This is a genomic window from Bradyrhizobium sp. SRS-191, from assembly GCF_024586915.1.
In the GTDB taxonomy this organism is placed as follows: Bacteria; Pseudomonadota; Alphaproteobacteria; order Rhizobiales; family Xanthobacteraceae; genus Bradyrhizobium.
In genome coordinates this window covers 621,633-642,781 of the sequence record NZ_JANBVS010000002.1, presented here as the reverse complement: position 1 = coordinate 642,781, position 21,149 = coordinate 621,633, and the positions used below count along the sequence as shown (strand labels likewise).

Annotated in this window: 19 protein-coding genes; 7 read left to right on the top strand and 12 right to left on the bottom strand. The window is 66.6% G+C overall.

The window, feature by feature from the left end; all coding sequences use genetic code 11:
• Positions 1-5 precede the first annotated feature (5 nt).
• From radA to NLR35_RS06755, 4 genes are all read left to right on the top strand, one after another.
• Positions 6-1,505, top strand: coding sequence for a DNA repair protein RadA (gene radA / locus NLR35_RS06770; protein WP_257165753.1), 1,500 nt, complete (start codon positions 6-8; stop codon positions 1,503-1,505).
• Positions 1,506-1,675: 170 nt separating this feature from the next.
• Positions 1,676-2,302, top strand: coding sequence for a CvpA family protein (locus NLR35_RS06765; RefSeq protein WP_006610981.1), 627 nt, complete (start codon positions 1,676-1,678; stop codon positions 2,300-2,302).
• A gap of 23 nt (positions 2,303-2,325) precedes the next feature.
• The gene (gene purF / locus NLR35_RS06760) at positions 2,326-3,873 is read left to right on the top strand and encodes an amidophosphoribosyltransferase (RefSeq protein WP_257165752.1); all 1,548 of its coding nucleotides are present in this window, start codon (positions 2,326-2,328) and stop codon (positions 3,871-3,873) included.
• A 361-nt stretch (positions 3,874-4,234) separates the two neighbouring features.
• Complete coding sequence (locus NLR35_RS06755; RefSeq protein WP_257165751.1) at positions 4,235-4,978, top strand: SDR family NAD(P)-dependent oxidoreductase; 744 nt, start codon at positions 4,235-4,237, stop codon at positions 4,976-4,978.
• A gap of 10 nt (positions 4,979-4,988) precedes the next feature.
• Here the strand turns inward: NLR35_RS06755 and NLR35_RS06750 are convergent, their stop codons facing one another.
• From NLR35_RS06750 to NLR35_RS06735, 4 genes are all read right to left on the bottom strand, one after another.
• Positions 4,989-5,375 carry a 4Fe-4S binding protein gene (locus tag NLR35_RS06750; RefSeq protein WP_257165750.1) on the bottom strand — a complete coding sequence of 129 codons (387 nt, stop codon included), beginning with the start codon at positions 5,373-5,375 and terminating at the stop codon, positions 4,989-4,991.
• Between the two features lie 347 nt (positions 5,376-5,722).
• Positions 5,723-6,004 (bottom strand): hypothetical protein, encoded by a 282-nt coding sequence (locus NLR35_RS06745; protein ID WP_257165749.1) that lies wholly within the window; start codon positions 6,002-6,004, stop codon positions 5,723-5,725.
• A 35-nt stretch (positions 6,005-6,039) separates the two neighbouring features.
• Positions 6,040-7,281: a patatin-like phospholipase family protein gene (locus NLR35_RS06740; RefSeq protein WP_257165748.1), complete on the bottom strand. Its 1,242-nt coding sequence runs from the start codon at positions 7,279-7,281 to the stop codon at positions 6,040-6,042.
• Positions 7,278-8,183: a DUF3313 domain-containing protein gene (locus tag NLR35_RS06735; RefSeq protein WP_257165747.1), complete on the bottom strand. Its 906-nt coding sequence runs from the start codon at positions 8,181-8,183 to the stop codon at positions 7,278-7,280. Before NLR35_RS06735 ends, NLR35_RS06740 begins: the two co-directional genes overlap by 4 nt.
• A 180-nt stretch (positions 8,184-8,363) precedes the next feature.
• Here NLR35_RS06735 and NLR35_RS06730 point away from each other — a divergent pair, with 180 nt between their 5' ends.
• The 3 genes from NLR35_RS06730 to NLR35_RS06720 all read left to right on the top strand — a co-directional run bounded on the left by NLR35_RS06730 (position 8,364) and on the right by NLR35_RS06720 (position 11,602).
• The gene (locus NLR35_RS06730; protein ID WP_257165746.1) at positions 8,364-8,996 is read left to right on the top strand and encodes a TetR/AcrR family transcriptional regulator; all 633 of its coding nucleotides are present in this window, start codon (positions 8,364-8,366) and stop codon (positions 8,994-8,996) included.
• Positions 8,997-9,094: 98 nt separating this feature from the next.
• Complete coding sequence (locus tag NLR35_RS06725) at positions 9,095-10,231, top strand: hypothetical protein (RefSeq protein WP_257165745.1); 1,137 nt, start codon at positions 9,095-9,097, stop codon at positions 10,229-10,231.
• Between the two features lie 144 nt (positions 10,232-10,375).
• Positions 10,376-11,602, top strand: a complete 1,227-nt coding sequence (locus NLR35_RS06720; RefSeq protein WP_257165744.1) for an ABC transporter substrate-binding protein — start codon at positions 10,376-10,378, stop codon at positions 11,600-11,602.
• A gap of 65 nt (positions 11,603-11,667) precedes the next feature.
• Here the strand turns inward: NLR35_RS06720 and NLR35_RS06715 are convergent, their stop codons facing one another.
• The 8 genes from NLR35_RS06715 to nuoN all read right to left on the bottom strand — a co-directional run bounded on the left by NLR35_RS06715 (position 11,668) and on the right by nuoN (position 21,136).
• Positions 11,668-12,936, bottom strand: coding sequence for a TCR/Tet family MFS transporter (locus NLR35_RS06715; protein ID WP_257165743.1), 1,269 nt, complete (start codon positions 12,934-12,936; stop codon positions 11,668-11,670).
• 108 nt (positions 12,937-13,044) lie between these two features.
• Positions 13,045-14,889, bottom strand: a complete 1,845-nt coding sequence (locus tag NLR35_RS06710) for a tetratricopeptide repeat-containing glycosyltransferase family protein (protein ID WP_257165742.1) — start codon at positions 14,887-14,889, stop codon at positions 13,045-13,047.
• A 181-nt stretch (positions 14,890-15,070) separates the two neighbouring features.
• The gene (gene mtnK / locus NLR35_RS06705; RefSeq protein WP_257165741.1) at positions 15,071-16,372 is read right to left on the bottom strand and encodes an S-methyl-5-thioribose kinase; all 1,302 of its coding nucleotides are present in this window, start codon (positions 16,370-16,372) and stop codon (positions 15,071-15,073) included.
• Between the two features lie 99 nt (positions 16,373-16,471).
• Entirely contained in the window at positions 16,472-16,747 is a 276-nt protein-coding gene (locus NLR35_RS06700; protein ID WP_257165740.1) for a DUF1467 family protein, read from the bottom strand.
• Positions 16,748-16,762: 15 nt separating this feature from the next.
• Positions 16,763-17,167 carry a methylmalonyl-CoA epimerase gene (gene mce / locus NLR35_RS06695; RefSeq protein ID WP_257165739.1) on the bottom strand — a complete coding sequence of 135 codons (405 nt, stop codon included), beginning with the start codon at positions 17,165-17,167 and terminating at the stop codon, positions 16,763-16,765.
• Between the two features lie 63 nt (positions 17,168-17,230).
• Positions 17,231-18,901 (bottom strand): ribonuclease J, encoded by a 1,671-nt coding sequence (locus NLR35_RS06690; protein WP_257165738.1) that lies wholly within the window; start codon positions 18,899-18,901, stop codon positions 17,231-17,233.
• Positions 18,902-19,708: a biotin--[acetyl-CoA-carboxylase] ligase gene (locus NLR35_RS06685; protein WP_257165737.1), complete on the bottom strand. Its 807-nt coding sequence runs from the start codon at positions 19,706-19,708 to the stop codon at positions 18,902-18,904.
• On the bottom strand, positions 19,709-21,136 hold the full coding sequence (gene nuoN / locus NLR35_RS06680) for an NADH-quinone oxidoreductase subunit NuoN (RefSeq protein ID WP_257165736.1): 1,428 nt from the start codon (positions 21,134-21,136) through the stop codon (positions 19,709-19,711).
• Between the last annotated feature and the right edge of the window lie 13 nt (positions 21,137-21,149).

Below are 21,149 nucleotides of genomic sequence, written 5' to 3'. Positions count from 1 at the left end.
CCGACATGGCCAAGAACGCGCTCTCCTTCGTCTGCCAGAACTGCGGCGCGGCCTATACGCGCTGGCAGGGCAAGTGCGAGGCCTGCGGCGAGTGGAACACGCTGGCCGAGGAGGACGCGACCGGCGCGACCTCCGCGCCGGTGTCGCTGCGCTCCAAGCGCAAGGGCCGCACCTTCCAGCTGGAATCGCTGACCGGCAAGAGCATCGACGCGCCGCGGCTGTCGTCCGGCATGACCGAGCTCGACCGCGTCACCGGCGGCGGTTTCGTGCGCGGCTCGATCCTGCTGGTCGGCGGCGATCCCGGCATCGGCAAGTCGACCCTGCTGACCCAGGCCACCGCGATGATGGCGCGCGCCGGCCACCGCGCCGTCTACATCTCCGGCGAGGAGGCCGTGGCCCAGGTGCGGCTACGCGCCGAGCGGCTGGGGCTCGCGGATGCGCCGGTGCAGCTGGCGGCCGAGACCTCGGTCGAGGATATCATCTCCACCCTGTCCGAAGGCACGATGCCGCGGCTGATCGTGATCGATTCGATCCAGACGATGTGGACCGACACGGTCGAGTCTGCGCCGGGCACGGTGACCCAGGTGCGCGCCTCGGCGCAGAAGCTGATCAGGTTCGCCAAGAAATCCGGCGCCGCCATCATCCTCGTCGGCCACGTCACCAAGGACGGCCAGATCGCCGGTCCCCGCGTGGTCGAGCACATGGTCGACGCGGTGCTGTCGTTCGAGGGCGAAGGCTCGCAGCAGTTCCGTATCCTGCGCGCGGTCAAGAACCGCTTCGGCCCGACCGACGAGATCGGCGTGTTCGAAATGACCGGCCTCGGCCTGCGCGAGGTCACCAACCCCTCGGAGCTGTTCCTGTCCGAGCGCGACCTCGGCAGCCCCGGCACGGCCGTGTTTGCCGGCATCGAGGGCACGCGGCCGGTGCTGGTCGAGATGCAGGCGCTGGTGGCGCCGACCTCGCTCGGCACGCCCCGCCGTGCCGTCGTCGGCTGGGACCCGAGCCGGCTGTCGATGGTGCTCGCGGTGCTGGAGGCGCATTGCGGCGTCAAGCTGTCCGGCCATGACGTCTATCTCAACGTCGCCGGCGGCCTGCGCATCCACGAGCCCGCCGCGGATCTCGCGGCGGCCGCGGCGCTGGTGTCATCCCTGGTGAACGCCCCGTTGCCGCCCGACGCCGTCTATTTCGGCGAAATCTCGCTGTCAGGCGCAGTGCGGCCGGTGGCGCAGACCTCGGCGCGGCTGAAAGAAGCCGCCAAGCTCGGCTTCCTGCGCGTGGTGCTGCCGGAGCGCGCCCGCGGCGAGGCCGGCGGAGATGCCGGCCTGAACCTCAACACCGTCGGCGGACTCACCTCGCTGGTTGCAGACATCGCCGCCCGCGGCACGCCACGCGCGCGCCACAGCAGCGGCCGCGACGACGACGATTCGCGCGATCAAGGCCGTCGTGCTCCGAGCCATGCCGAAAAAAATGCCACACCAGCGAGATTCCGCCGCCAGGACGGCTAGCCGGACCGTGACGTTCCCGTGACTCGCCGCTATACAACGCCGCATCCGGGCTCGCACGGCATCGTGTGACGGACCGGGCTTGCCGGGGAACCCTGCTTTCCTGCACCTGGGAAGGACGTCCTCCGTCGATTCGAAGCGAACCTTGACCTTGAAGCGGACCTGAGCAGCCGATGCCCGTAACGATCCTCGATCTCATCCTGCTCGGTGTCATGCTGATCTCGGGGCTGCTGGCCATGGTCCGCGGCTTCATGCGCGAGGTGCTGTCGATCGCGGCCTGGGGCGCGGCGGCTCTGGTCACGCTTTATTCATTCTCCAAGCTGCTGCCGACCGCGAAGACCTATTTCAACAACGATACGGTCGCGAGCGTCGTCGTCGTCGCCGGTACTTTCGTGGGCACGCTGCTCATCGTCTCGGTGATCACGGTCAAGATCTCCGACATGATCCTGGATTCGCGCATCGGCGCGCTCGACCGCACCCTCGGATTCCTGTTCGGACTGGGCCGCGGCCTCCTGATCGTCGTGGTCGCGTTCCTGTTCTTCAGCTGGCTGGTGCCGGACAAGCAGCGTCCGGACTGGGTTACAGGCGCGAAATCCCGTGTGGTCCTGCAGGGAACCGGGGATTGGCTGATGTCGCTCTTGCCTGATGATCCCGAGAACACCATTTTAAAGAAATTCAAGAAGAACAAGCCGGACGAAGACCAGACTGACACCGAGTCGCCCGGAGCGGGCGGCGATGGGTACAGCAAGCCTGCCCGCGACAGCTTGAAGAAGCTGATCGAGAAACCCGCGGCCAAGTGAGCCAAGCCCAGAAGAGAGGCGCGATGGACCAGCACCACGATTCTTCCGGCCGAAACTCTTCAGGCCAAGCCCAATCGGAATCCTACGGGGATCTGGACTTCGGACCTCAAGCCTACACGAGAGACCCAGACCTGGACGGAGACACGCTGCGCGAAGAGTGCGGCGTGTTCGGCATTTATGGGCACAATGACGCGGCCGCGATCACCGCGCTCGGCCTGCATGCGCTCCAGCATCGCGGCCAGGAAGCCGCCGGCATCGTCTCCTATGACGGCACACGCTTCCACAGCGAGCGGCGCCTCGGCCTGGTCGGCGATACCTTCTCCCGCCGCGAGGTGATCGAACGGCTGCCGGGCAACGCCGCGATCGGTCATGTGCGTTATGCGACGACCGGCGCGACGATTCTGCGGAACGTGCAGCCGCTGTTCGCCGAACTCGGTGCCGGCGGTTTCGCCGTCGGCCACAATGGCAATCTCACCAACGGCCTCACTCTGCGCCGCGAGCTGGTCCGCGCCGGCGCGATCATGCAGTCGACCACCGACACCGAGGTCATCCTGCATCTGGTCGCGCATTCCCGCCGCACCAACTTCATCGACCGCTTCATCGAGGCGCTGCGCGCGATCGAAGGCGCCTACTCGCTGGTCTGCATGACCAACAAGAAGCTGATCGGCGCGCGCGATCCACTCGGCATTCGCCCGCTGGTCTATGGCGAGCTCGAAGGCTGCCCGATCCTGGCGTCGGAGACCTGCGCGCTCGACATGATCGGCGCCCGCTACATCCGCGACATCGAGCCGGGCGAGGTCGTGATCTTCGACGAGACCGGCATGCACAGCCACAAGCCGTTCCCGCCGAAGCCGGCGCGCCCCTGCGTGTTCGAATACATCTACTTCGCTCGCCCCGACTCCGTGGTCGGCGGCCGCTCGGTCTACGAGGTGCGCAAGGCGTTCGGCGCGCAGCTCGCGCGCGAGAGCCATCCCGAAGTCGATGTCGTCGTGCCGGTGCCGGATTCCGGCGTGCCGGCGGCGATCGGCTACAGCCAATTTTCGGGCGTGCCGTTCGAGCTCGGCATCATCCGCAACCATTATGTGGGCCGCACCTTCATCCAGCCGACCCAGGAGATCCGCGAATCCGGCGTGCGCATGAAGCACTCGGCCAACCGCGCCGCGATCGAAGGCAAGCGCATCATCCTGATCGACGATTCGCTGGTGCGCGGCACCACCTCGCGCAAGATCGTGCGCATGATGCGCGACGCCGGCGCGACCGAGGTGCATTTCCGCCTGGCCTCGCCGCCGATCCTCTATCCCGACTATTACGGCATCGACCTGCCGGATCGCGGCGGCCTGCTGGCGGCCACGCATTCGCTCGAGGAAATGCGCGAGCTGATCGGCGCGGATTCGCTTGCCTTCCTGTCGATCGACGGCATGTACCGCGCGATGGGCGAGCCGGCCCGCGACCCCGCCGCGCCGAAATACGCCGACCACTGCTTCACCGGCAGCTACCCGACCAACCTCACCGACCAGTCGCTGGTCGAGCCGACCCAGCACCAGCTCTCGCTGCTGGCGGAGGCGAGCTGAGGCCGGCCCAGACGTCGCCGCCAGCGACGTCGTTGCCACACGGCGTTGCGACCACACAGCGTCATCACCACACGCCGTCGTTCCGGGGCGATGCGCAGCATCGAACCCGGAATCTCGAGCCTATTTTTCTCCGTATCACCTCCAGATTCCGGGTTCGAGGCCTGCGGCCTCGCCCCGGAATGACGGCGTATAGTGAGCCGTCGTCCCGGCGAACGCCGGGACCCATAACCACCGGCCGTCGTTTGACGGGCAGGACTAGCCACAGGCAGCCAACTCCCTCATAACCGCCGCGGAGTATGGGTCCCGGCTCCAGACGCGCAATCGCGCGCCAGGCCGGGACGACGGCCTAGAGATGATCGAGATGACCCTTCCCCTCGCCAATCGTATCGCCCTCGTCACCGGCGCCTCGCGCGGCATCGGCCATGCGACCGCGCGTGCGCTCGCCCGTGCCGGCGCGCATGTCGTCGCGGTCGCCCGCACGCAAGGCGGACTGGAGGAGCTCGACGACGAGATCCGCAAAGAAACCGGCAACAGCGCCACATTGGTGCCCCTCAGCATGACCGACAGCGACGGCATCGCCCGGCTCGGGGCCGCGCTGCATGAGCGCCATGGCAAGCTCGACATCCTCGTCGGCAACGCCGCCGTGCCCGGCCCGTCCTCGCCGCTCGGCCATATCGACCTCAAGACCTGGAACGACGTGGTCGCCGTCAACATGACGGCCAACTTCCAGCTGATCCGCTGCATGGAGCCGCTGCTGAAGGTCTCCGATGCCGGCCGCGCCGTATTCCTGACGTCCGGCGCCGCGCAGCGCGCGCAGGCCTATCTCGGCCCCTATGCAGTCACCAAGGCGGCGCTGGAGACCCTGGCACGCGTCTGGGCCCACGAGACCGAGCGCACGCCGCTCCGCGTCAACCTGTTCAGCCCCGGCCCGATCCGCACCCGCATGCGCGCCACGGTGTTCCCCGGCGAGGATCCGATGACGCTGGAGACGCCCGAGCAAGTTGCCGAATTCATCGTGCCGATGTGCCTGCCGTCGTGGACCGAGACGGGCAAGATCTACGAGTACAAGACCCGCACCCTGAAGAGCTTCCAGCTGCCGGCGTAACGCGGCAGCATTACCGCAGGCCTGCCCTGCCCGCCGCCACCTCCACGAGAGCGATCGCACGCTCCGGGCACGCGACGACGCACAGACCGCAGGCGAGGCAGCGGTCGCTGTTCGGCGTGGTGGCCGTCTTCATGCCGTGGAAGCGCACGCGCATCCGGCCCAGAAAGGTCAGCGCGCGGAAATCGTCGTCGCTGATCGGCACGATGTCGAACACGTCGTAGGGGCAGACCTCGACGCAATCGCCCTTGGCCTCGCATCTGTTGTGGTCGACCACCGGCACGAAACGGCCCGGCTCGGCCTTGCAGCCGACACCAGGCCGCTTCGGATGCTGCGCGGCCTTGCGGACCTTGGCGGGATTGGTGCGCTTCGAGAGTATCGGCTGGGTCGGGTCGGTCACGTGGTCTGCTCCTGGTTCATGGGCGTCAGGCGGCAGCCGTGACGATGAGTGTCTTGCCGGGTCGTTCGCGCAGCTACGGATCGTTGGCTTCAACATCGGCCGATCCTGCCCAGCCGCTTGCGACATGCCTCGCTGTCGTCCCCGCGAACGCGGGGACCCATAACCACCGGCGGTCATGTTTGCAGATGATGGCAACTCAGACTTTTTATCCCCACTCACATCATGCGGTATGGGTCCCGGCGTTCGCCGGGACGACAGCGGAGGATGTGGTCAGCACTTCCCGCCTCATGGATGCTCCTCCGACACGTTTGTGACCGGGCGACGTCGCGGCTGATCAGCACCGCCGCCTACTTCGGAGCCGGATTCGATCCCGACGGCTTCGCTGGCGTCCCCTTCACGGCTGCCGGCAACTGGCGATCGCGGACGGACATCAGCTCCTTGCGCAGCTTCTCCTGCTGCTCGACAGACAGCACCGGCCGCTGATCGTCGTGCGGCACGTCGTTGACGGGCAGATAGTTGTAGGTGTTCTGAAACGACCCGGAGGCTTCCGGCGCAGGCGTATTCGAGGTCGCGCATCCGCCGAGTGGCAATATCATCAGCAGGGCTCCGCCGGCCATCACCGCGCGCATGCAGGCTCTCACGCCGGAACGACACGTCGATGGGGTCATCGCGCAGCCGCCGCCATGGTGTGCGCAGGGATCTGTGCGGTGATGGCATGCTCGTTGGATTGCAGACCCGGCAAGGCCTTCACCCAGGGATAGCCGCGCCGTCCCATGTCAAAGCCGCGATCGAACAAGGCAGTCATGTAGCTGCGATCAAACGGGCCATCGGCCTTGGCCTGGAAATCGGCCGGCACGCTGGCGAGGTTGAAGTCGATGCCGTTGAATTTCGCCACCGAGTAGATGCGGTAGATGTCGCCGATGCCCTGGTTCTTGATCAGCGTCGACAGCGAGCGCTGCGTCACCGAGAGCACGTCGGCGCCGACGCTGTCCCATTGCGGATCGATGCGGGCGTTGCGGATGACGTAGAGATGCGCGCCGCTCACGCTCCTGCGCGGGCCGCGACCGGAGACGAGGCGGAGCACCGACGGGCCGATGAACACCTGCCGGGTGACGCCGCCATCGACATGCAGCTCGTCGTAGTCCTTGTCGCCGATCCGTACCTTGATACGAACCGGCGCGAAGGCGCCGGGCACCGTGGCCGAGGCCAGCAGCACCTGGCGGAACAGGTCGATCGACTCCGGCGTGTCGGCGGCGGCGATGCGGCCCATGTCCCACAACACCGGCCGCTGCGCGTCGAGATTGGTGGTGCCGACCAGCAGCACCCTGCCCTTCGCGCTCTCGCGGGCGACGTCGCGCAGGAACTCGCGATCGACATATTTCTCGATCAGGCGCGACAGCGGCGTGTTGTCGGCCAGCGCCGAGCCCTGCAGCAGGCCCGGAATGTTGACGGTGAAGATGTCCTTGCGCTCATAGGCAGTGAAGATCTCGCGCAGCCGCTCGTCATGCGCGCGGCCCAGGAAGACGAACGGCGCGATCAGCGCACCGGAGCTGACGCCCGTCACCATGTCGAAGCTCGGCCGGTTGCCGGCCTCGCCCCAGCCGGCGAGCAAACCGGCGCCGAACGCGCCGTTCTCGGCGCCGCCTGATATCGCCAGGAAGTTCAGCGGGCGCGACACGGCCATGTCTGCCGAGGCGCGCTGCACCGAGGCCTCGGCGATGCGCGGCGACGGCTCATCGCCCCAATAGCGGACGTCGCGGAAGCCGACCGGCTCGGCGCTCAGCGCTGCCAGTTCGGGCGGTGCATTGCGCGGCGTGATCGCGGCGCAGGCGGCCAGTTGCAGCGAGGCCACGAGCACGACCGCCAGACGCGAGACAAGTGCGCGGAAAGTCACGGCGGGCGTCATCGCGTCGGCTGCTGCTCCATGCTCGCGATCTCCGGCGAGGGCTGCTGCGGCGACGACGATTTGGCCTCGTCCGCGCCCTTGTCGGTCCAGCCCGGCGGCAGGCCGAGGCCGGCGCCGACGAATCCCTTCAGACCCGGGAAGCGACCAAACTGCTCACATGCGGCATATTTGGGGGCGCCGCCGAGTTTGGCCGGCACGCTCGCCACCGATGGCAAAGACGTGAACGAGGCGACGCCTGAAAACGGCGACTCGCCGGTCGAGACCAGCTTGGCGAAGTCGGCGCCGAACTCGCCGGCAAGGTCGTAGGCATCGCCATCATTGGCCATGCGTGCCGTCGACACCGAATTGGCACCGCGCGCCCACACCATGGCGGCCTTCTGGAAGCCGGCGAAGTCACGCGCCTCCGCCTCGACCGACAAGGTGCCGAGCCCAACGGGCAGCCGAGGCACAGGAACCGGCACGCCCGGCAGCGCAACGCTCTTGGCGATCGACGCCGCCTGCGAGGCCGCCGACGCGGTCGCATTGGTCGGCGTGGCATGGGTGACGGTCGCCTTCACGATGAGGTCGGCGTCCTCGTTCGCCGAGACGATCTGGAAGCGTTCGCTCAGCCGCAGGCACATTTCGCGGCTGATGGCGTTGGCCACCAGCTTCCGCTCCGCCTCGTCGAAGCCGACATCGCTGCGCGGCGCAAAGGCCGTGGGTTCGACCCGGACCGTCTTGGCGTCGAGCAGGTCTTTCTTGTTGGCCTTGATCTGCGCGCGCGTCACCAGGCCGTTGGCCTCGGCCAGACTGTCGTAATTCCGCAATGAGCCGGCTCGCTCCAGCGGCGCGGTCGCGCAACCGGCGGTGCCCAGGGTCAGCGAAGCCAACGCCGTCAACTGCAGCGGAGCGACAGGCAACATCCTCAAGAGACCCATTGATAGATAACTCACTCTAGCTATTCTCACAGGCCGCGGGTCTTGTCGATGTAAACTAGATCAAATTCTCTAGATTGGAGAGGCGAGAAATATTATTTTATATTACAATTGGTTGGCTCACTCTCATACAATAAGGCAGGAGTTGGGCAGGCGAGATCTGGTGCGATGAGGAAGGTCGATCCGGTCAGGCATGAGCAGAAGCGGCGGGAGATTCTCCAGGCCGCGCTGGCTTGCTTCGTCCGCGACGGATTTCACGGCGCCAGCACCACCGACATCTGCGCTGAGGCCGGGATCAGCCCGGGGCACCTCTATCACTACTTCCCCAGCAAGGAGACGATGATCCAGGCGCTGGTGGAGCAGAACCTCAGCCACGCCGCCTCGCGGCTGCAGTTGATCCTGGCCGGGCCCGATGTCATCGACGCGCTGGTGCTGGAACTCGAGAGCACCAGCATCCACCAGCCGCAGGCGCAGGTGCTCAGCGCCGAGGCGCTGGCCGAGGCCTGCCGCAATCCGGAGTTCGCGACCATCGTCCATGCGCATGCCCGCGCCATGCGGGCGCTGCTGGTCGACTTCCTCGTCAAGGCGCAGCGCCGCGGCGAGGTCGATGCGGGTCTCGATCCCGAGGCAACCGCCAACATCCTGTTCGCCGTGGTCGATGGCGCGCGTGCGCTGCCGATCCGCAATCCCTCGGTCGACGTGAAACAGTGCACGCAGCATCTGCGCCTCATGCTGACGCGCTTCCTCAAGCCCGCGGCCGCGCCGGTGGTCAAGCTAGCCGCCGCGCACGCAGCCGATTGACACCGCTCGCTCCCGCCCGCGATTGACACCCTGCCGCGCGCGCGATTGACTGCGGTCAACTAAGCGGATGACCGCAAGCAACAGATCGGGAGGATGCCATGACGCGAGCACGAGGCGGACGCGCCGACGGCTATGCCCGAACGCTCCTGCTGATCGTCGTCGCCGCGGCGGGCGCCCTGCTCCCGCGCACCGCCGGCGCCGCCGACGTCCCGGCCTTTGCCGTCGAGCCGTCCTGGCCGAAGCAGCTGCCCAACAACTGGATCCTCGGCCAGGTCGGCGGCATCACGGTGGATGCTCAGGGCCATATCTGGGTGATCCACCGGCCGCGTTCGCTGACCGACGACGAGAAGGGCGCAGCCCTCACGCCGCCGCGCTCGAAATGCTGCATCCCGGCGCCGCCGGTGCTGGAGTTCGATGCCGAAGGCAATCTGTTGCGCGCCTGGGGCGGGCCCGGCCCCGGCTATGAATGGGTCGGCCGCGAGCACGGCATCGAGGTCGACGAGCGCGGCTTCGTCTGGATCGGCGGCAATGCCGACAACGACAATGCGATCCTGAAATTCACTGTAGACGGCAAGTTCGTCGCACAGATCGGATCGATCGCGCCGAGCAAGGGCTCGAACGACACCACGCAGCTCGGCAAGCCCGCGGAAACCGCGATCGACAAGGAGGCGAACGAGATCTACGTCGCCGACGGCTATGGCAACCGGCGGGTCATCGTGTTCGATGCGACGACGCTGGCCTACAAGCGCCATTGGGGCGCCTATGGCCATGTGCCTGATGATGCCAAGCAGGCGCCGTATGATCCGAAGGCGCCCGTGGCGCAGCAATTCGGCAATCCCGTGCATTGCGTCAAGATCGCCGACGACGGACTCGTCTATGTCTGCGACCGCATCAACGACCGCATCCAGGTGTTCAAGAAGGATGGCACCTTCGTGACCGAGTGGTTCTTCGAAAAGAATACGCTCGGCAACGGCGCGGTCTGGGACCTCGCGATCTGGCCCGATCCGAAGCAGACCTATCTGTTGTCGGCCGACGGCGAGAACAACGAGATCCGGATCATCAGACGCGCGGACGGCAGCGTGGTCGGAAGCTTCGGCCACAATGGCCGCAATGCCGGCCAGTTCCACTGGGTGCATGCGATGGCGGTCGACCGACAGGGCAACGTTTATACCGCTGAGGTCGATACGGGGAAGCGCATCCAGAAATTCCGGCTGACCTCGGACGCGCTGCGTTAACGCTCAGGGCAGACGCCCAAAGCTTGGGCGCGTCTCCCCCCTTTTGGCGCATTGCCGCAACTGACGAGACCGGCTAATCAGGACGGCAGACGGCAAAAGGCGCCCAAGATGCCACGCCGCGACACGACACCAGGGAGGACTTTGATGACGACGTCTCACGCGCGGCGGATGGCCGCGCTGCTTGCCGCCACCACGCTCAGTTTTGCCGGCTCCGCCTTCGCCGACGACAAGGTCGTCAAGATCGGCGTGCTCAACGACATGTCGAGCCTCTATGCCGACATCGGCGGCCCGAACTCGGTGGCTGCGATCAACATGGCGGTCGAAGATTCCGGCATGAAGGCCAAGGGCTGGACCATCGAGGTCATCAGCGGCGATCACCAGAACAAGCCCGACATCGGCGTCAACATCGGCCGGCAGTGGATCGACACCCAGAAGGTCGACGTGATCATGGACACGCCGAACTCCGGCGTGGCGCTGGCCATCTCCAACCTGGTCAAGGAGAAGAACTCGATCCTGATCAATTCCGGCGGCGCCAGCGCCGACCTCACCGGAAAGGCCTGCAACGCCAACACCATCTCCTACACCTACGACACCTACATGCTGGCGAACGGCACCGGCAAGGCGCTGACCAAGGCCGGCGGCGACAGCTGGTTCTTCCTCACCGCGGACTACGCGTTCGGCCACGCGCTGGAGCGCGACACGTCGGCGGTGGTCACCGCCAATGGCGGCAAGGTGCTGGGCTCGGTCAAGCATCCGCTCAACACCGCCGACTTCTCCTCCTTCCTGCTGCAGGCGCAGTCGTCGAAGGCCAAGGTCATCGGCCTCGCCAATGCCGGCGGCGACACCACCAACGCGATCAAGCAGGCGTCCGAGTTCGGCATCGTCCAGGGCGGCCAGAAGCTCGCCGCGCTCTTGTTGTTCGTCAACGACGTGCATGCGCTGGGACTGAAGGTGGCGCAGGGCCTGACGTTCACCGAGTCGTTCTACTGGGATCTCAACGACAACACCCGCGAATGGTCGAAGCGGTTCCAGAAGCTGTCGCCGAAGGGCACGATGCCGTCGATGACGGTGGCCGGCAACTACGCCGGCACGCTGCATTACCTGAAGGCGCTGGAAGCGCTCGGCGGCAATCCGCATGACGGCGCCAAGGTCGTCGCCAAGATGAAGGAGATCCCGACCGACGATCCGCTGTTCGGCAAGGGCCCGCTGCGCGCCGACGGCCGCCGCCTGATCCCGGCCTATCTGTTCGAAGTGAAGAAGCCGGAAGAATCCAAATATCCGTGGGACTACTACAAGCTGATCGCGACCATCCCGGCCGAGGACGCCGCCAAGCCGCTCGAAGCCAGCGAGTGCCCCCTGGTGAAGAAGTAACAGCTTCAATCTCAGACGAGGCGGCGCCGCGCGCCGTCTCGGCTCGACGCGAAACCCTCATCCGCTCAGGCTGAGGGTTTTTCTTTGCCCGCGCGCAGCGTCCGCATCGCGACCAGCAGCGCCGCGATCAGCAGCACAGATGCCAGGAGGAACGGCGCGCCGGGCAGATGCAGCGGTGCCGTGGCGCCGATGAAATACGCAAAGGTCAGCGTGAACAGGAACGGACCCGCGAGCTGGGCCATGCTCTGCACGCTCGAGGTCGCCCCCTGCAGCTGGCCCTGCCGGTCCGGCGGCACCAGCCGCGTCATCAGCGCCTGGATCGCAGCGCCTGACACGCCCCACAGCGCCATCGCGGGAATGCCGAGCCAGCTCAGCTGCCCCGTCGGCGCGAGGCCGAAGATCAGGAAGCCGAGGGTTCCCGAGCACAGCCCCAACATCAGCGCGCCGCGCTCGCCGAGCGTGCGTACGATGAAGCCGACCGCCCCGCCCTGCACCACCATCGCGCAGACGCCCACGATCGCGAGCGTCAGGCCGACCGTGCGGGTGTCCCAGCCATAGCGATAGGTCGCGTACAGTACGAAGGTCGACGGCAGCACGACATGGGCGAGCTGGGTGATGAAGTTGACGAGCGACAGTCCCGCGAGCGTCCGGTCCGAGCGCAGCAATCGCAGCACGCCCAGCGGGCTCGCCGCGCGCCAGCGGAACGGGCTGCGACGCTCGGCCGGCAAGGATTCCGGCAGCACCAACAGGCCGTACAGCGCATTGGCGAAGCTCAAGCCCGCCGCCGCCCAGAACGGCAGCCGCGGATCGATGTCGCCGAGCAGGCCGCCGGTGGCCGGCCCGAGCACGAAGCCGGCGCCGAACGCAGCTCCGATGCGGCCGAAGATCGCGGCGCGCCGGTCCGGCGGCGTGAGGTCGGCGATGTAGGCAAACGCCGTGGAGATGCTGGCCGAGGTCACGCCGGAGATCAGCCGGCCGACGAACAGCCAGGCGAGCGACGGCGCCAGCGCCATCAGCACGTAGTCCGCGGCCAGCCCGAAGTTCGACAGCAGGATCACCGGCCGCCGGCCGAACCGGTCCGACAGGCTGCCGAGCACCGGCGAGAACACGAACTGCATCAGCGCCCAGGCGGTGCCGAACAGGCCGAAGATGCGCGCCGCCTGCGCGGTGTCGTTGCCGACGAAGCTCTCGATCAGCTTCGGCAGGATCGGCATGATCAGGCCGAGCGCGAGCATGTCGAGCAGGATGGTGACGAAGATGAACGCGACCGCGCCGCCGCGCGGCGCCTGCGGCGACCCAGCCTCATCGGGTTTCGTGCTGTCGGTTGGACGCATGGCCTGCCATGGGACGGTTGTCCGCGGCAGCCGCAGACGGGGGCCGACTTATACACCGCCAACAGACATCAGCAATCCGGGCGGCCGCACGGCCCGACGGCACGCCGCTCAGCGCGTCTCGCTCCGAAGCGCGCGACGGGCGATGGTGTCCTGCAGCGCTGTGCGGACCCGCCCAATGACCTCGGCGTAGTCGCGACGCTCGTCCTGCCGGAACAGGCGCATGGTCGGATACCACGGGCTGTCGTCGCGGCCGAGCAGCCAGCGATAGTCCGGCGCATAGGGCAACAGGACCCAGGTCGGACGACCGAGCGCGGCCGCGAGATGCGCAACGCTGGTGTCGACGGTGATAACGAGATCCAGGCTCGAGACCAGCGCCGCCGTCTCGACGAAATCGGTGAGACCGGCCGTCAGATCGATCACATCCGTCCGTGCCGCCAACGCGGGCCGATCCTCGAGACGCGGGTCCTTCTGGAGGCTGATGAAGGTCGCGTCGGCATCAAGCAGCCCGGCAACCGTCCGGAACGGCATCGAACGGGCGCGATCCCGCGGGTGCCGGGGGTTACCCGACCAGACGAGCCCCACGCGCAAGCGATCATGCGAGCCAAGGCGCCGATCCCACGCCGCGACACGATCCGGCGGCGCCGCAGGCAGATAGGACGTCTCAGACGGGATGGTGTCGAGGCGGGTCTGAAGCACCAGCGGCAGGCTGGTCAGCGGACAGTGAAAGTCATAGGGCGGCACCATCGCCGCCGATTTCGGAATGCACTGCGCGACGCCGGGAAGCTGCGACAGCAGCGGCTGCAATTCGTCCTGAACCAGCAGGATCACCCGCGCGCCGCGGGCCGCCAGCATCGGGACGTAGCGGACGAACTGGATGACATCGCCGAGACCTTCATCCGGGCAGACCAGGATGGTCTTGCCGTCGATGGGCTCGGCCCCCTGCCACAGCGGTCCGGACAGCTTGGGATAGCCGTCGACGAGGATCGGGATTCGCCAGCGGGCCGCCTCTCGCCCGGCCCAGCCGGCTTCGAAATTTCCGGTCAGCAGTTGAAGCAGCGCCAGATTCCAGGCTGCGCCGGCATCGCTTGCATCATCAGCCACGGCACGCTGATAGCCGGCCAAGGCCTCGTCGAAGCGGCCGAGCTGCTCGAGCGCAATCGCCTTGTTCTTCAGCGCATGCTTGTCGCCAAGCGCGAATGCGATGTCATAAGCGAGCAAGGCGTCGCCATGGCGGCCGAGCGCCGACAGACAGTTCCCCATCTGATTGCAGACGTCAGCATTGGTCGGATCGAGCAAGCGGAGCCGTTCGAGATCGACGAGGGCGTCCGAATAGCGCGCGAGAGCGATCTGCGTCGTCGCGCGCAGGCTCAGTGTCCTTGTGTCGCCGGGGCGGAGCCGTTCGCACAGATCGAGATGGACGAGCGCGTCCTCGAAACGCGCCGCCTGATGCGAGAGGATCGCGGCGTTTTGCGCGGCGCTCCAATAGGCGGGATCGAGCTTGAGCGCATGCTGGAAGCTGAGAATGGCGTCATCGTTGCCTCCCAGCTGGGCGAGCACCAATCCAAGATTGTGCCACCGCTCTGCGCTGCCCGGCTCGAGCTCGACGGCTTTCTCGAAGGCTTTCAGCGCCTCTGCGCCGCGTCCCTGCTGCAGAAGCACGGTGCCGAGCGTGGTGAGGTAGAGCGGCTTGGGCTCGCGCCTGAGGGCGTTGGCGAGCCATTCCACGGCATGGTCGAGCTGCTTGCTCTGGATGCACAACAGGCCCATCAGATGCAGCGTGTCGGCATGACCGGGGTCCTGCGCCAGCAGCTGCTGGCAACACAGCTGGGCGTCGAGAGTCCGGCCGGCGCGCATGTGCTCGACCGCGGTCTGGTGCAATTGGGCCAGATCGCCGCCCGGCGCCGGGCCGGCCTTGGTTCGATCCTGAGCCTTCTGATCCTTGCGACCAGCCATTGCGCCACCTGAAATTGCAGATTGGGCGTGACGGTATTTGATTCCGCCCCTCGCCGAAAGGCAGAGGCCACCGGTCCTCCGGCGGGATCGGCGGCCGCGTCGTTTATGGCCAGGGCAAGCGCAGCCTCCGCCACGTCATGGCCGAGTGAGCGTTGTGCTCCGCCGGACTAACACCGACAGGTCAAAACTCCGGCTGCCAATGCCGCAGCTCGCGCGCGGCCTTCGTCACCGCGCCGATGGTTGTGAATGAAGCCGTCTCGACCATCAGCGTGCGCGCCAGGCGCAGCGCCCGCGCCTCGCACGTCGCGCGCTGCCTCGTATCCTCGATCAACTCGAAATCGATGTTGTGCGCCAGGCCCAGGATGCGGCGGATGATCTTCGCCGCCGTGAAGCCGATGGCGTCCTGGAACAGCCTCGCCAGATAGGCCTGACGTTCGGCCTCGAGCCGCGTGGCGCCTGCCTCGCCGGGAAACAGCGATAACGGATAGGCATCGCCTGTCGCCTCGCTTCGCCACAGCGCCAGGAATTTGCGAACGAAGCCGCTCCACACCTCATCCACCGTGCCCAGCACCCAGCTCTCGAACGCCTCCCTGTCGCCGTGCGACTGCTCGTGCCCGGCCGAGGCGAAATAGGCCATCAGCAGGTTGGCGAGAACGGCGCCGACGTCGAATCCCATCGGGCCATAGAAGGCGAACTCAGGATCAATCACCTTGGTTTCGGTGTCCGTCACCATGATCGATCCCGTATGCAGATCGCCATGGATCAGCGCCTCGGCACGCGACAGGAACTTGAGCTTCAACCGCGAGACCGCGACGTGCAAATCGAGATCGGCGCGAATGTCCGCCGCGGTCGCGTCGAGCCAGGGCGCGGTCCAGCGGTTCTGCTCGGCAATGCGATAGGGATCGGTGAAGATCAGATCCTCGGTGATCTTGCACAGCGCGTGGTTGCCGGCGAAGCTTGCGATCGCGTCCTTCTTCGCAGCGGCCGAGAGCGCGAGATCGGACGAGAAGAACAGCGTCCGCGCCATGAAGGTCGTGATGTGCTCGACGAAGCCCGGATAGATCGTGCCGGCAACCAGGCCCTTGCGCATGATGATATGCGGCTCGAGCAGCTCCATCGCGGTCAGCGCCAGCGCCGGATCATGATGCACGATCGCCGGTACCAGGCCGGATGCGAGACGGTTCTGATGCGTCAGCGCCAGATGCTCATAGTGAGCGCGTGACAAAGGCAACGGCCAGCTCTCGCCGACCAGGCGCACGTAAGGCAGCGCCTGCTTCACCGCGAGACCGCCGGTCGATCCCTTGACGATGAAGACGAGATTGAGATTGCCGTCGCCGACCTCGGTGATCTCCCAGTTCTCGGCCGGTCCGCCGAGTTGGGCTGCGACCGCCGGTGTGGCCGCGAGTGTGCGGCGAAGATCCGTTTCATTGAGAATGCGATAGCCCGGCGGCGTCCCCTGCCCGGCTGCGGCCGATGTCGTCACGCGCGACCTCCCTGTCGATCTTGTTGTCGCCTCCTATAGCAAAAAAGCCGACGCGCGTCCGCGCATCGGCTTCGTCGGGATGTTGTGCGACGCAAGCGGCTAGAACGGGAGTCCCATCAGCTTCGAGAGCCGCTCGATGCTGAGATAGCCGGCCTGATAGGCTGCGAGCGCGAGGCCGAAGATCACGGCCGACAGCACCGTGGTCCAGATCAGGCGGCGTCCCATCAGGCTGATCGTCGGCGCGCCGGGATCGGTGCCGGGCGCGGCGCCGCCGGTCTCGTGCTGGCTGCGGACGCCGAACGGCAGCGTCACGAACAGGGTGACCCACCACAACACGAAGTAGATCGCGAGCCAGGTTGAGATCGTATAGACCATGATCGTCCCGCTGCCTCAGGCCTGCTCGATCTCGACGAGCGCGCCGGAGAAATCCTTCGGATGCAGGAACAGCACCGGCTTGCCATGCGCGCCGATGCGCGGCAGCCCGTCGCCGAGCACGCGGGCACCTTCCTTGATCAGCGTGTCGCGCGAAGCGATGATGTCGGGCACCTCGTAGCAGACATGGTGAATACCGCCATCGGCGTTGCGCTCGAGAAACTTCGCGATCGGCGAGGCCTCGCCGAGCGGCTGGATGAACTCGATCTTGGTGTTGGGCAAGGTCACGAACACCGTGATGACGCCGTGATCCGGCAGCGGCAGCGGCGCGGAGATCTCAGCGCCGAATGCCGCGCCGTAGATCTTTGCCGCCTTCTCGGCGTCCTTGACCGCGATGGCGACGTGGTTCAGCCGGCCCAGCATGACATCCTCCACTCTTTGATCCCCGGCCGTTGAATCGGCCTTGCGTGCTCAGACTTCCAATACTCAGACTTCCAAGACGTGAACGAGGCAGATCGGCTTCTTGCCCCACTGCTCGTTGACGGCGGACCGCACGGCACGCCGCACCGACTCCGCGGCGGCATCGGGATCGCGCCGGCGCGCGCGCGGCAGGCCTTCGAAGGTCGAGACAACAGCGTCGAAGACGATGTCGTCCATCTGCTCGCCGGCCGTCGTCTTCTCGGGGATGCCGACCATGTCGACCTCGGGGTCATCGGCCAGCTCGCCCTTCTCGGTGACGGCCATGGCCACGAAGATGCAGCCGGCGAAGCTCATCTTGCGCCGCTCGACGACGGCGCGCGACTTCGAATCCTCGAGGATGGTGCCGTCCTTGTAGAGGCGTCCTGCCGGCAACTGATCGATGATCCCGGGATCGCCGGGGCCGAGCTTGACGAGATCGCCGTTGCGGCAGGTGATCACCTTCGGCACGCCGCAGGCGCGCGCCAGCCGCGCGTGCTCATGCAGATGCAGCGCTTCGCCGTGAACGGGGATCAGGAGCTGCGGCCGCGTCCAGGCGATCATGTCGCGCAGTTCGTCGCGCCGGGGATGGCCGGAGACATGGACCAGATGGTTGCGGTCGGTGATGATCTCGATGCCCTGCTGCACCAGGCCGTTGATGACGGCGCCGACCGCCTTCTCGTTGCCGGGGATGGTCCGTGAGGAGAAGATGACGGTGTCGCCCTTGTTCAGCGTCACGAGCGGATGATCGTCATTGGCGATGCGCGCCAGCGCCGCGCGCGGCTCGCCCTGGCTGCCGGTGCACAGCGCCAGGACCTTGTCGGCCGGGAAGTGGCCGTACAGATCCATACCGCGGAAATTCTGCACGCCCTCGAGATAGCCGGTCTCGCGCGCGACCTGCACGACGCGCTCCATGGCGCGGCCGACGATGACGACCTCGCGCTCGGCTTCGCGCGCGGCGTCGGCGACGGCGCGAATGCGCGCGACGTTGGAGGCAAACGTGGTGACGGCGACGCGCCCCCTGGCTTCCTTCACCAGCGCGGTGAGCGTCTTGGCAACCTCGGCCTCGGACGGGGACCGCCCCTCGCGCACGGCATTGGTGGAGTCACCGATCAGCGCGAGCAGCCCGGCATCGCCGAGCTCGCGCAGCCGCTTCTCGTCGGTCGGCGCGCCCAGCACCGGCGTCGGATCAATCTTCCAGTCGCCGGTGTGCAGCACCGTCCCGACCTCGGTGTGGATCGCCAGCGCATGCGATTCCGGAATCGAATGCGCGACCGGGATGAACTCGACGTTGAACGGGCCGATGTCGACGCGCCCGCCCGACGGGATCACCTTGACCGGGATCTTGGCGGGAAGCCGCTCGGCCTCGCACTTGGCCTCGAACAGCGCGGCGCTGAACTTGGTCGCGTAGATCGGGCATTTCAGCCGCGGCCAGAGATCGATGATGGCGCCGAAATGGTCCTCATGCGCGTGCGTCAGCACCAGGCCGACGAGGTTCTTGCCTTCCTTCTCCAGGAAGCTCACGTCGGGCATGATCAGATCGATACCCGGCAGATGCTCCTCGTCGCCAAAGGACACGCCCAGATCGATCGCAAGCCAGGAGCGCTGGTGGCGATTGCCGAGGCCGTAGATCGACAGGTTCATGCCGATCTCGCCAACGCCGCCGAGCGGCGCAAATGTCAGTTCGTCGGGACGCGCCATCTAGACCGCTCCTTTGGATGCGACCGAGCCGAAATGAACATCACCGGCCGTGATCGGCTCCAATCGTCCCTCCGCGGTCCGCACCAGCATACAACCCTGTTCGTCGATCGTGTCGAAAATCCCCTCGATGATAGCATGTCCGGACCTGATGGCGACGGGCTGACCAAGGCCAGCCGCCCGCTCCAGCCACAGCTTTCGGATGTCGCCAAAGCCGCGCCCCTCATTCCAGATGCCGAAGTATTCGACCCAGCTGTCGGACAGCGCGGTGAACAGATCCTCGGCGCTGACCTCCACTCCGAGGTCCCGCAGCGAGACCGCCGGTGTCGGGGTATCGGTCGGCGCTGCCACCACATTGGTTCCGATGCCGGCGACGACCGCGAGCCCGCCGGACACTTGCTCCGCTTCCAGCAGCATGCCCACGATCTTGCTGCCGCCGGCGAGCACGTCGTTAGGCCATTTCACCGAGAAATCGAGGTTTGAACTGCCACCGGACCGCAGCACAGCCTCACGGCTGACCTGTCGCAAAGCGCTGGAGATTGCGAGGCAGGCGGCGAAGCCGAGGGTCGCGGCGACGGCCGGCGCGACATTGAGCACTTCGAGGACCGAGGACGCCAGATTGCCGCGTGGCGCGATCCACGGCCGCTGGCGGCGGCCACGTCCGGCCGTCTGCTCCGTGGTGACGAACCAGCTCGCCCTGGCCCCCTGACGCGCGGCGGTGAGGGCCTCGATATTGGTCGAGCCGGCCTGATCGAAGACGACGAGCCCGTAGCCGCTGGCAGCGGCACGGGCCCCGAGAGCAAATGACATTTAGAACAGCGACTTCGCCGCGGCCGCGGCGGCGCTGACCAGCGGGCCGGGATAGGCGAAGAACAGGATGTTGAAGATGCCGGAGATCGCGAGCACGGTGCGCAGCTCGATCCGAACCGGATCGACCGTGGCGAGAGGCTCGTCGAAATACATCGTCTTGACGATGAGCAGATAATAGTAGGCGCCCACAACGCTGGTGAGCACACCGATCACCGACAGCGTGAACAGCCCGCCCTTGATCGCGGCGACGAACACGTACCACTTGGCGAAGAAGCCCGCGAGCGGCGGAACGCCGGCCAGCGAGAACAGCAGCATCGCGAACATGAAGGCGAGGAGCGGATTGGTGCGCGAGAGACCTGCGAAATCGCTGATCTTCTCGAACGACTGGCCGTTGCGCTTGATCGCCATGATCACCGCGAACGAGCCCAGCGTCATCGCGACATAGATCGCGATGTAGGTCAGCACGCCCTGCGCGCCCTCGACCGTGCCGGCGGCGAGGCCGACCAGTGCGAAGCCCATATGGCCGATCGACGAATAGGCCATCAGGCGCTTGATGTTGGTCTGGCCGATCGCGGCAAACGAGCCGAGCGCCATCGAGGCGATCGAGACGAACACGACGATCTGCTGCCACTGGAAGGTGATGCCGGGGAACGCGGTCAACGCGACGCGGGCGAACACCGCGAGCGCGGCGACCTTCGGCGCCGAGGCGAAGAACGCGGTGACCGGGGTCGGCGCGCCTTCATAGACGTCCGGCGTCCACATGTGGAACGGCACCGCCGAGACCTTGAAGCACATGCCGGCGAACAGGAAGACAAGGCCGAAGATGACGCCGACGCCGCCGGTCTTGGTCGCCGCCGCGATGCCGGCGAAGTTCACCGTTCCGGTGAAGCCGTAGATCAGCGAGGCGCCGTAGAGCAGCATGCCCGAGGACAGCGCGCCGAGCACGAAGTACTTCAGGCCGGCTTCGGTCGACTTGACGTTGTCGCGATGGCTGGCGGCGACGACGTAGAGCGCCAGCGACATCAGCTCGAGGCCGAGATAGAGCGCGATCAGGTCACCGGCCGAGATCAGGACCAGCATGCCCAAGGTCGAGAGCAGCACCAGGATCGCGTATTCGAAGATGCGCCGGTCGGGCGAGGACAGGAACTCGACCGACATCACCAGCGTCGCCACCGAGCCGATGATCGCCAGGATCTTCAGGAAGCGCGCATAGCCGTCGGCGATGAAGCTGCCGCCGAAGGCCTGGCCGACCGGCTGCCTCAGCACCAGGATGCCGACCACGATCAGCAGAGCGACCGCAAGGCCGGTGACGATCCCCGTCGCCCCCTGCCCGCGAAACGCACCCAGCATCAACAGCGCCATGGCCCCCAAGGCCAGCAGCAGCTCCGGCAGCACCACCCAAAGCTGAGGCCCAAGATTCTCGATCATCGTCTCTGTCCCG

Excerpts from the sequence above, each read along its gene's own strand:
- radA (WP_257165753.1), top strand. The coding sequence starts at position 6 with ATGGCCAAGAACGCGCTCTCCTTCGTCTGCCAGAACTGCGGCGCGGCC.
- NLR35_RS06765 (WP_006610981.1), top strand. The coding sequence starts at position 1,676 with ATGCCCGTAACGATCCTCGATCTCATCCTGCTCGGTGTCATGCTGATC.
- purF (WP_257165752.1), top strand. The coding sequence starts at position 2,326 with ATGGACCAGCACCACGATTCTTCCGGCCGAAACTCTTCAGGCCAAGCC.
- NLR35_RS06755 (WP_257165751.1), top strand. The coding sequence starts at position 4,235 with ATGACCCTTCCCCTCGCCAATCGTATCGCCCTCGTCACCGGCGCCTCG.
- NLR35_RS06745 (WP_257165749.1), bottom strand. The coding sequence starts at position 6,004 with ATGCGCGCGGTGATGGCCGGCGGAGCCCTGCTGATGATATTGCCACTC.
- NLR35_RS06740 (WP_257165748.1), bottom strand. The coding sequence starts at position 7,281 with ATGACGCCCGCCGTGACTTTCCGCGCACTTGTCTCGCGTCTGGCGGTC.
- NLR35_RS06735 (WP_257165747.1), bottom strand. The coding sequence starts at position 8,183 with ATGTTGCCTGTCGCTCCGCTGCAGTTGACGGCGTTGGCTTCGCTGACC.
- NLR35_RS06730 (WP_257165746.1), top strand. The coding sequence starts at position 8,364 with ATGAGGAAGGTCGATCCGGTCAGGCATGAGCAGAAGCGGCGGGAGATT.
- NLR35_RS06725 (WP_257165745.1), top strand. The coding sequence starts at position 9,095 with ATGACGCGAGCACGAGGCGGACGCGCCGACGGCTATGCCCGAACGCTC.
- NLR35_RS06720 (WP_257165744.1), top strand. The coding sequence starts at position 10,376 with ATGACGACGTCTCACGCGCGGCGGATGGCCGCGCTGCTTGCCGCCACC.
- NLR35_RS06715 (WP_257165743.1), bottom strand. The coding sequence starts at position 12,936 with ATGCGTCCAACCGACAGCACGAAACCCGATGAGGCTGGGTCGCCGCAG.
- NLR35_RS06710 (WP_257165742.1), bottom strand. The coding sequence starts at position 14,889 with ATGGCTGGTCGCAAGGATCAGAAGGCTCAGGATCGAACCAAGGCCGGC.
- NLR35_RS06700 (WP_257165740.1), bottom strand. The coding sequence starts at position 16,747 with ATGGTCTATACGATCTCAACCTGGCTCGCGATCTACTTCGTGTTGTGG.
- mce (WP_257165739.1), bottom strand. The coding sequence starts at position 17,167 with ATGCTGGGCCGGCTGAACCACGTCGCCATCGCGGTCAAGGACGCCGAG.
- NLR35_RS06690 (WP_257165738.1), bottom strand. The coding sequence starts at position 18,901 with ATGGCGCGTCCCGACGAACTGACATTTGCGCCGCTCGGCGGCGTTGGC.
- NLR35_RS06685 (WP_257165737.1), bottom strand. The coding sequence starts at position 19,708 with ATGTCATTTGCTCTCGGGGCCCGTGCCGCTGCCAGCGGCTACGGGCTC.
- nuoN (WP_257165736.1), bottom strand. The coding sequence starts at position 21,136 with ATGATCGAGAATCTTGGGCCTCAGCTTTGGGTGGTGCTGCCGGAGCTG.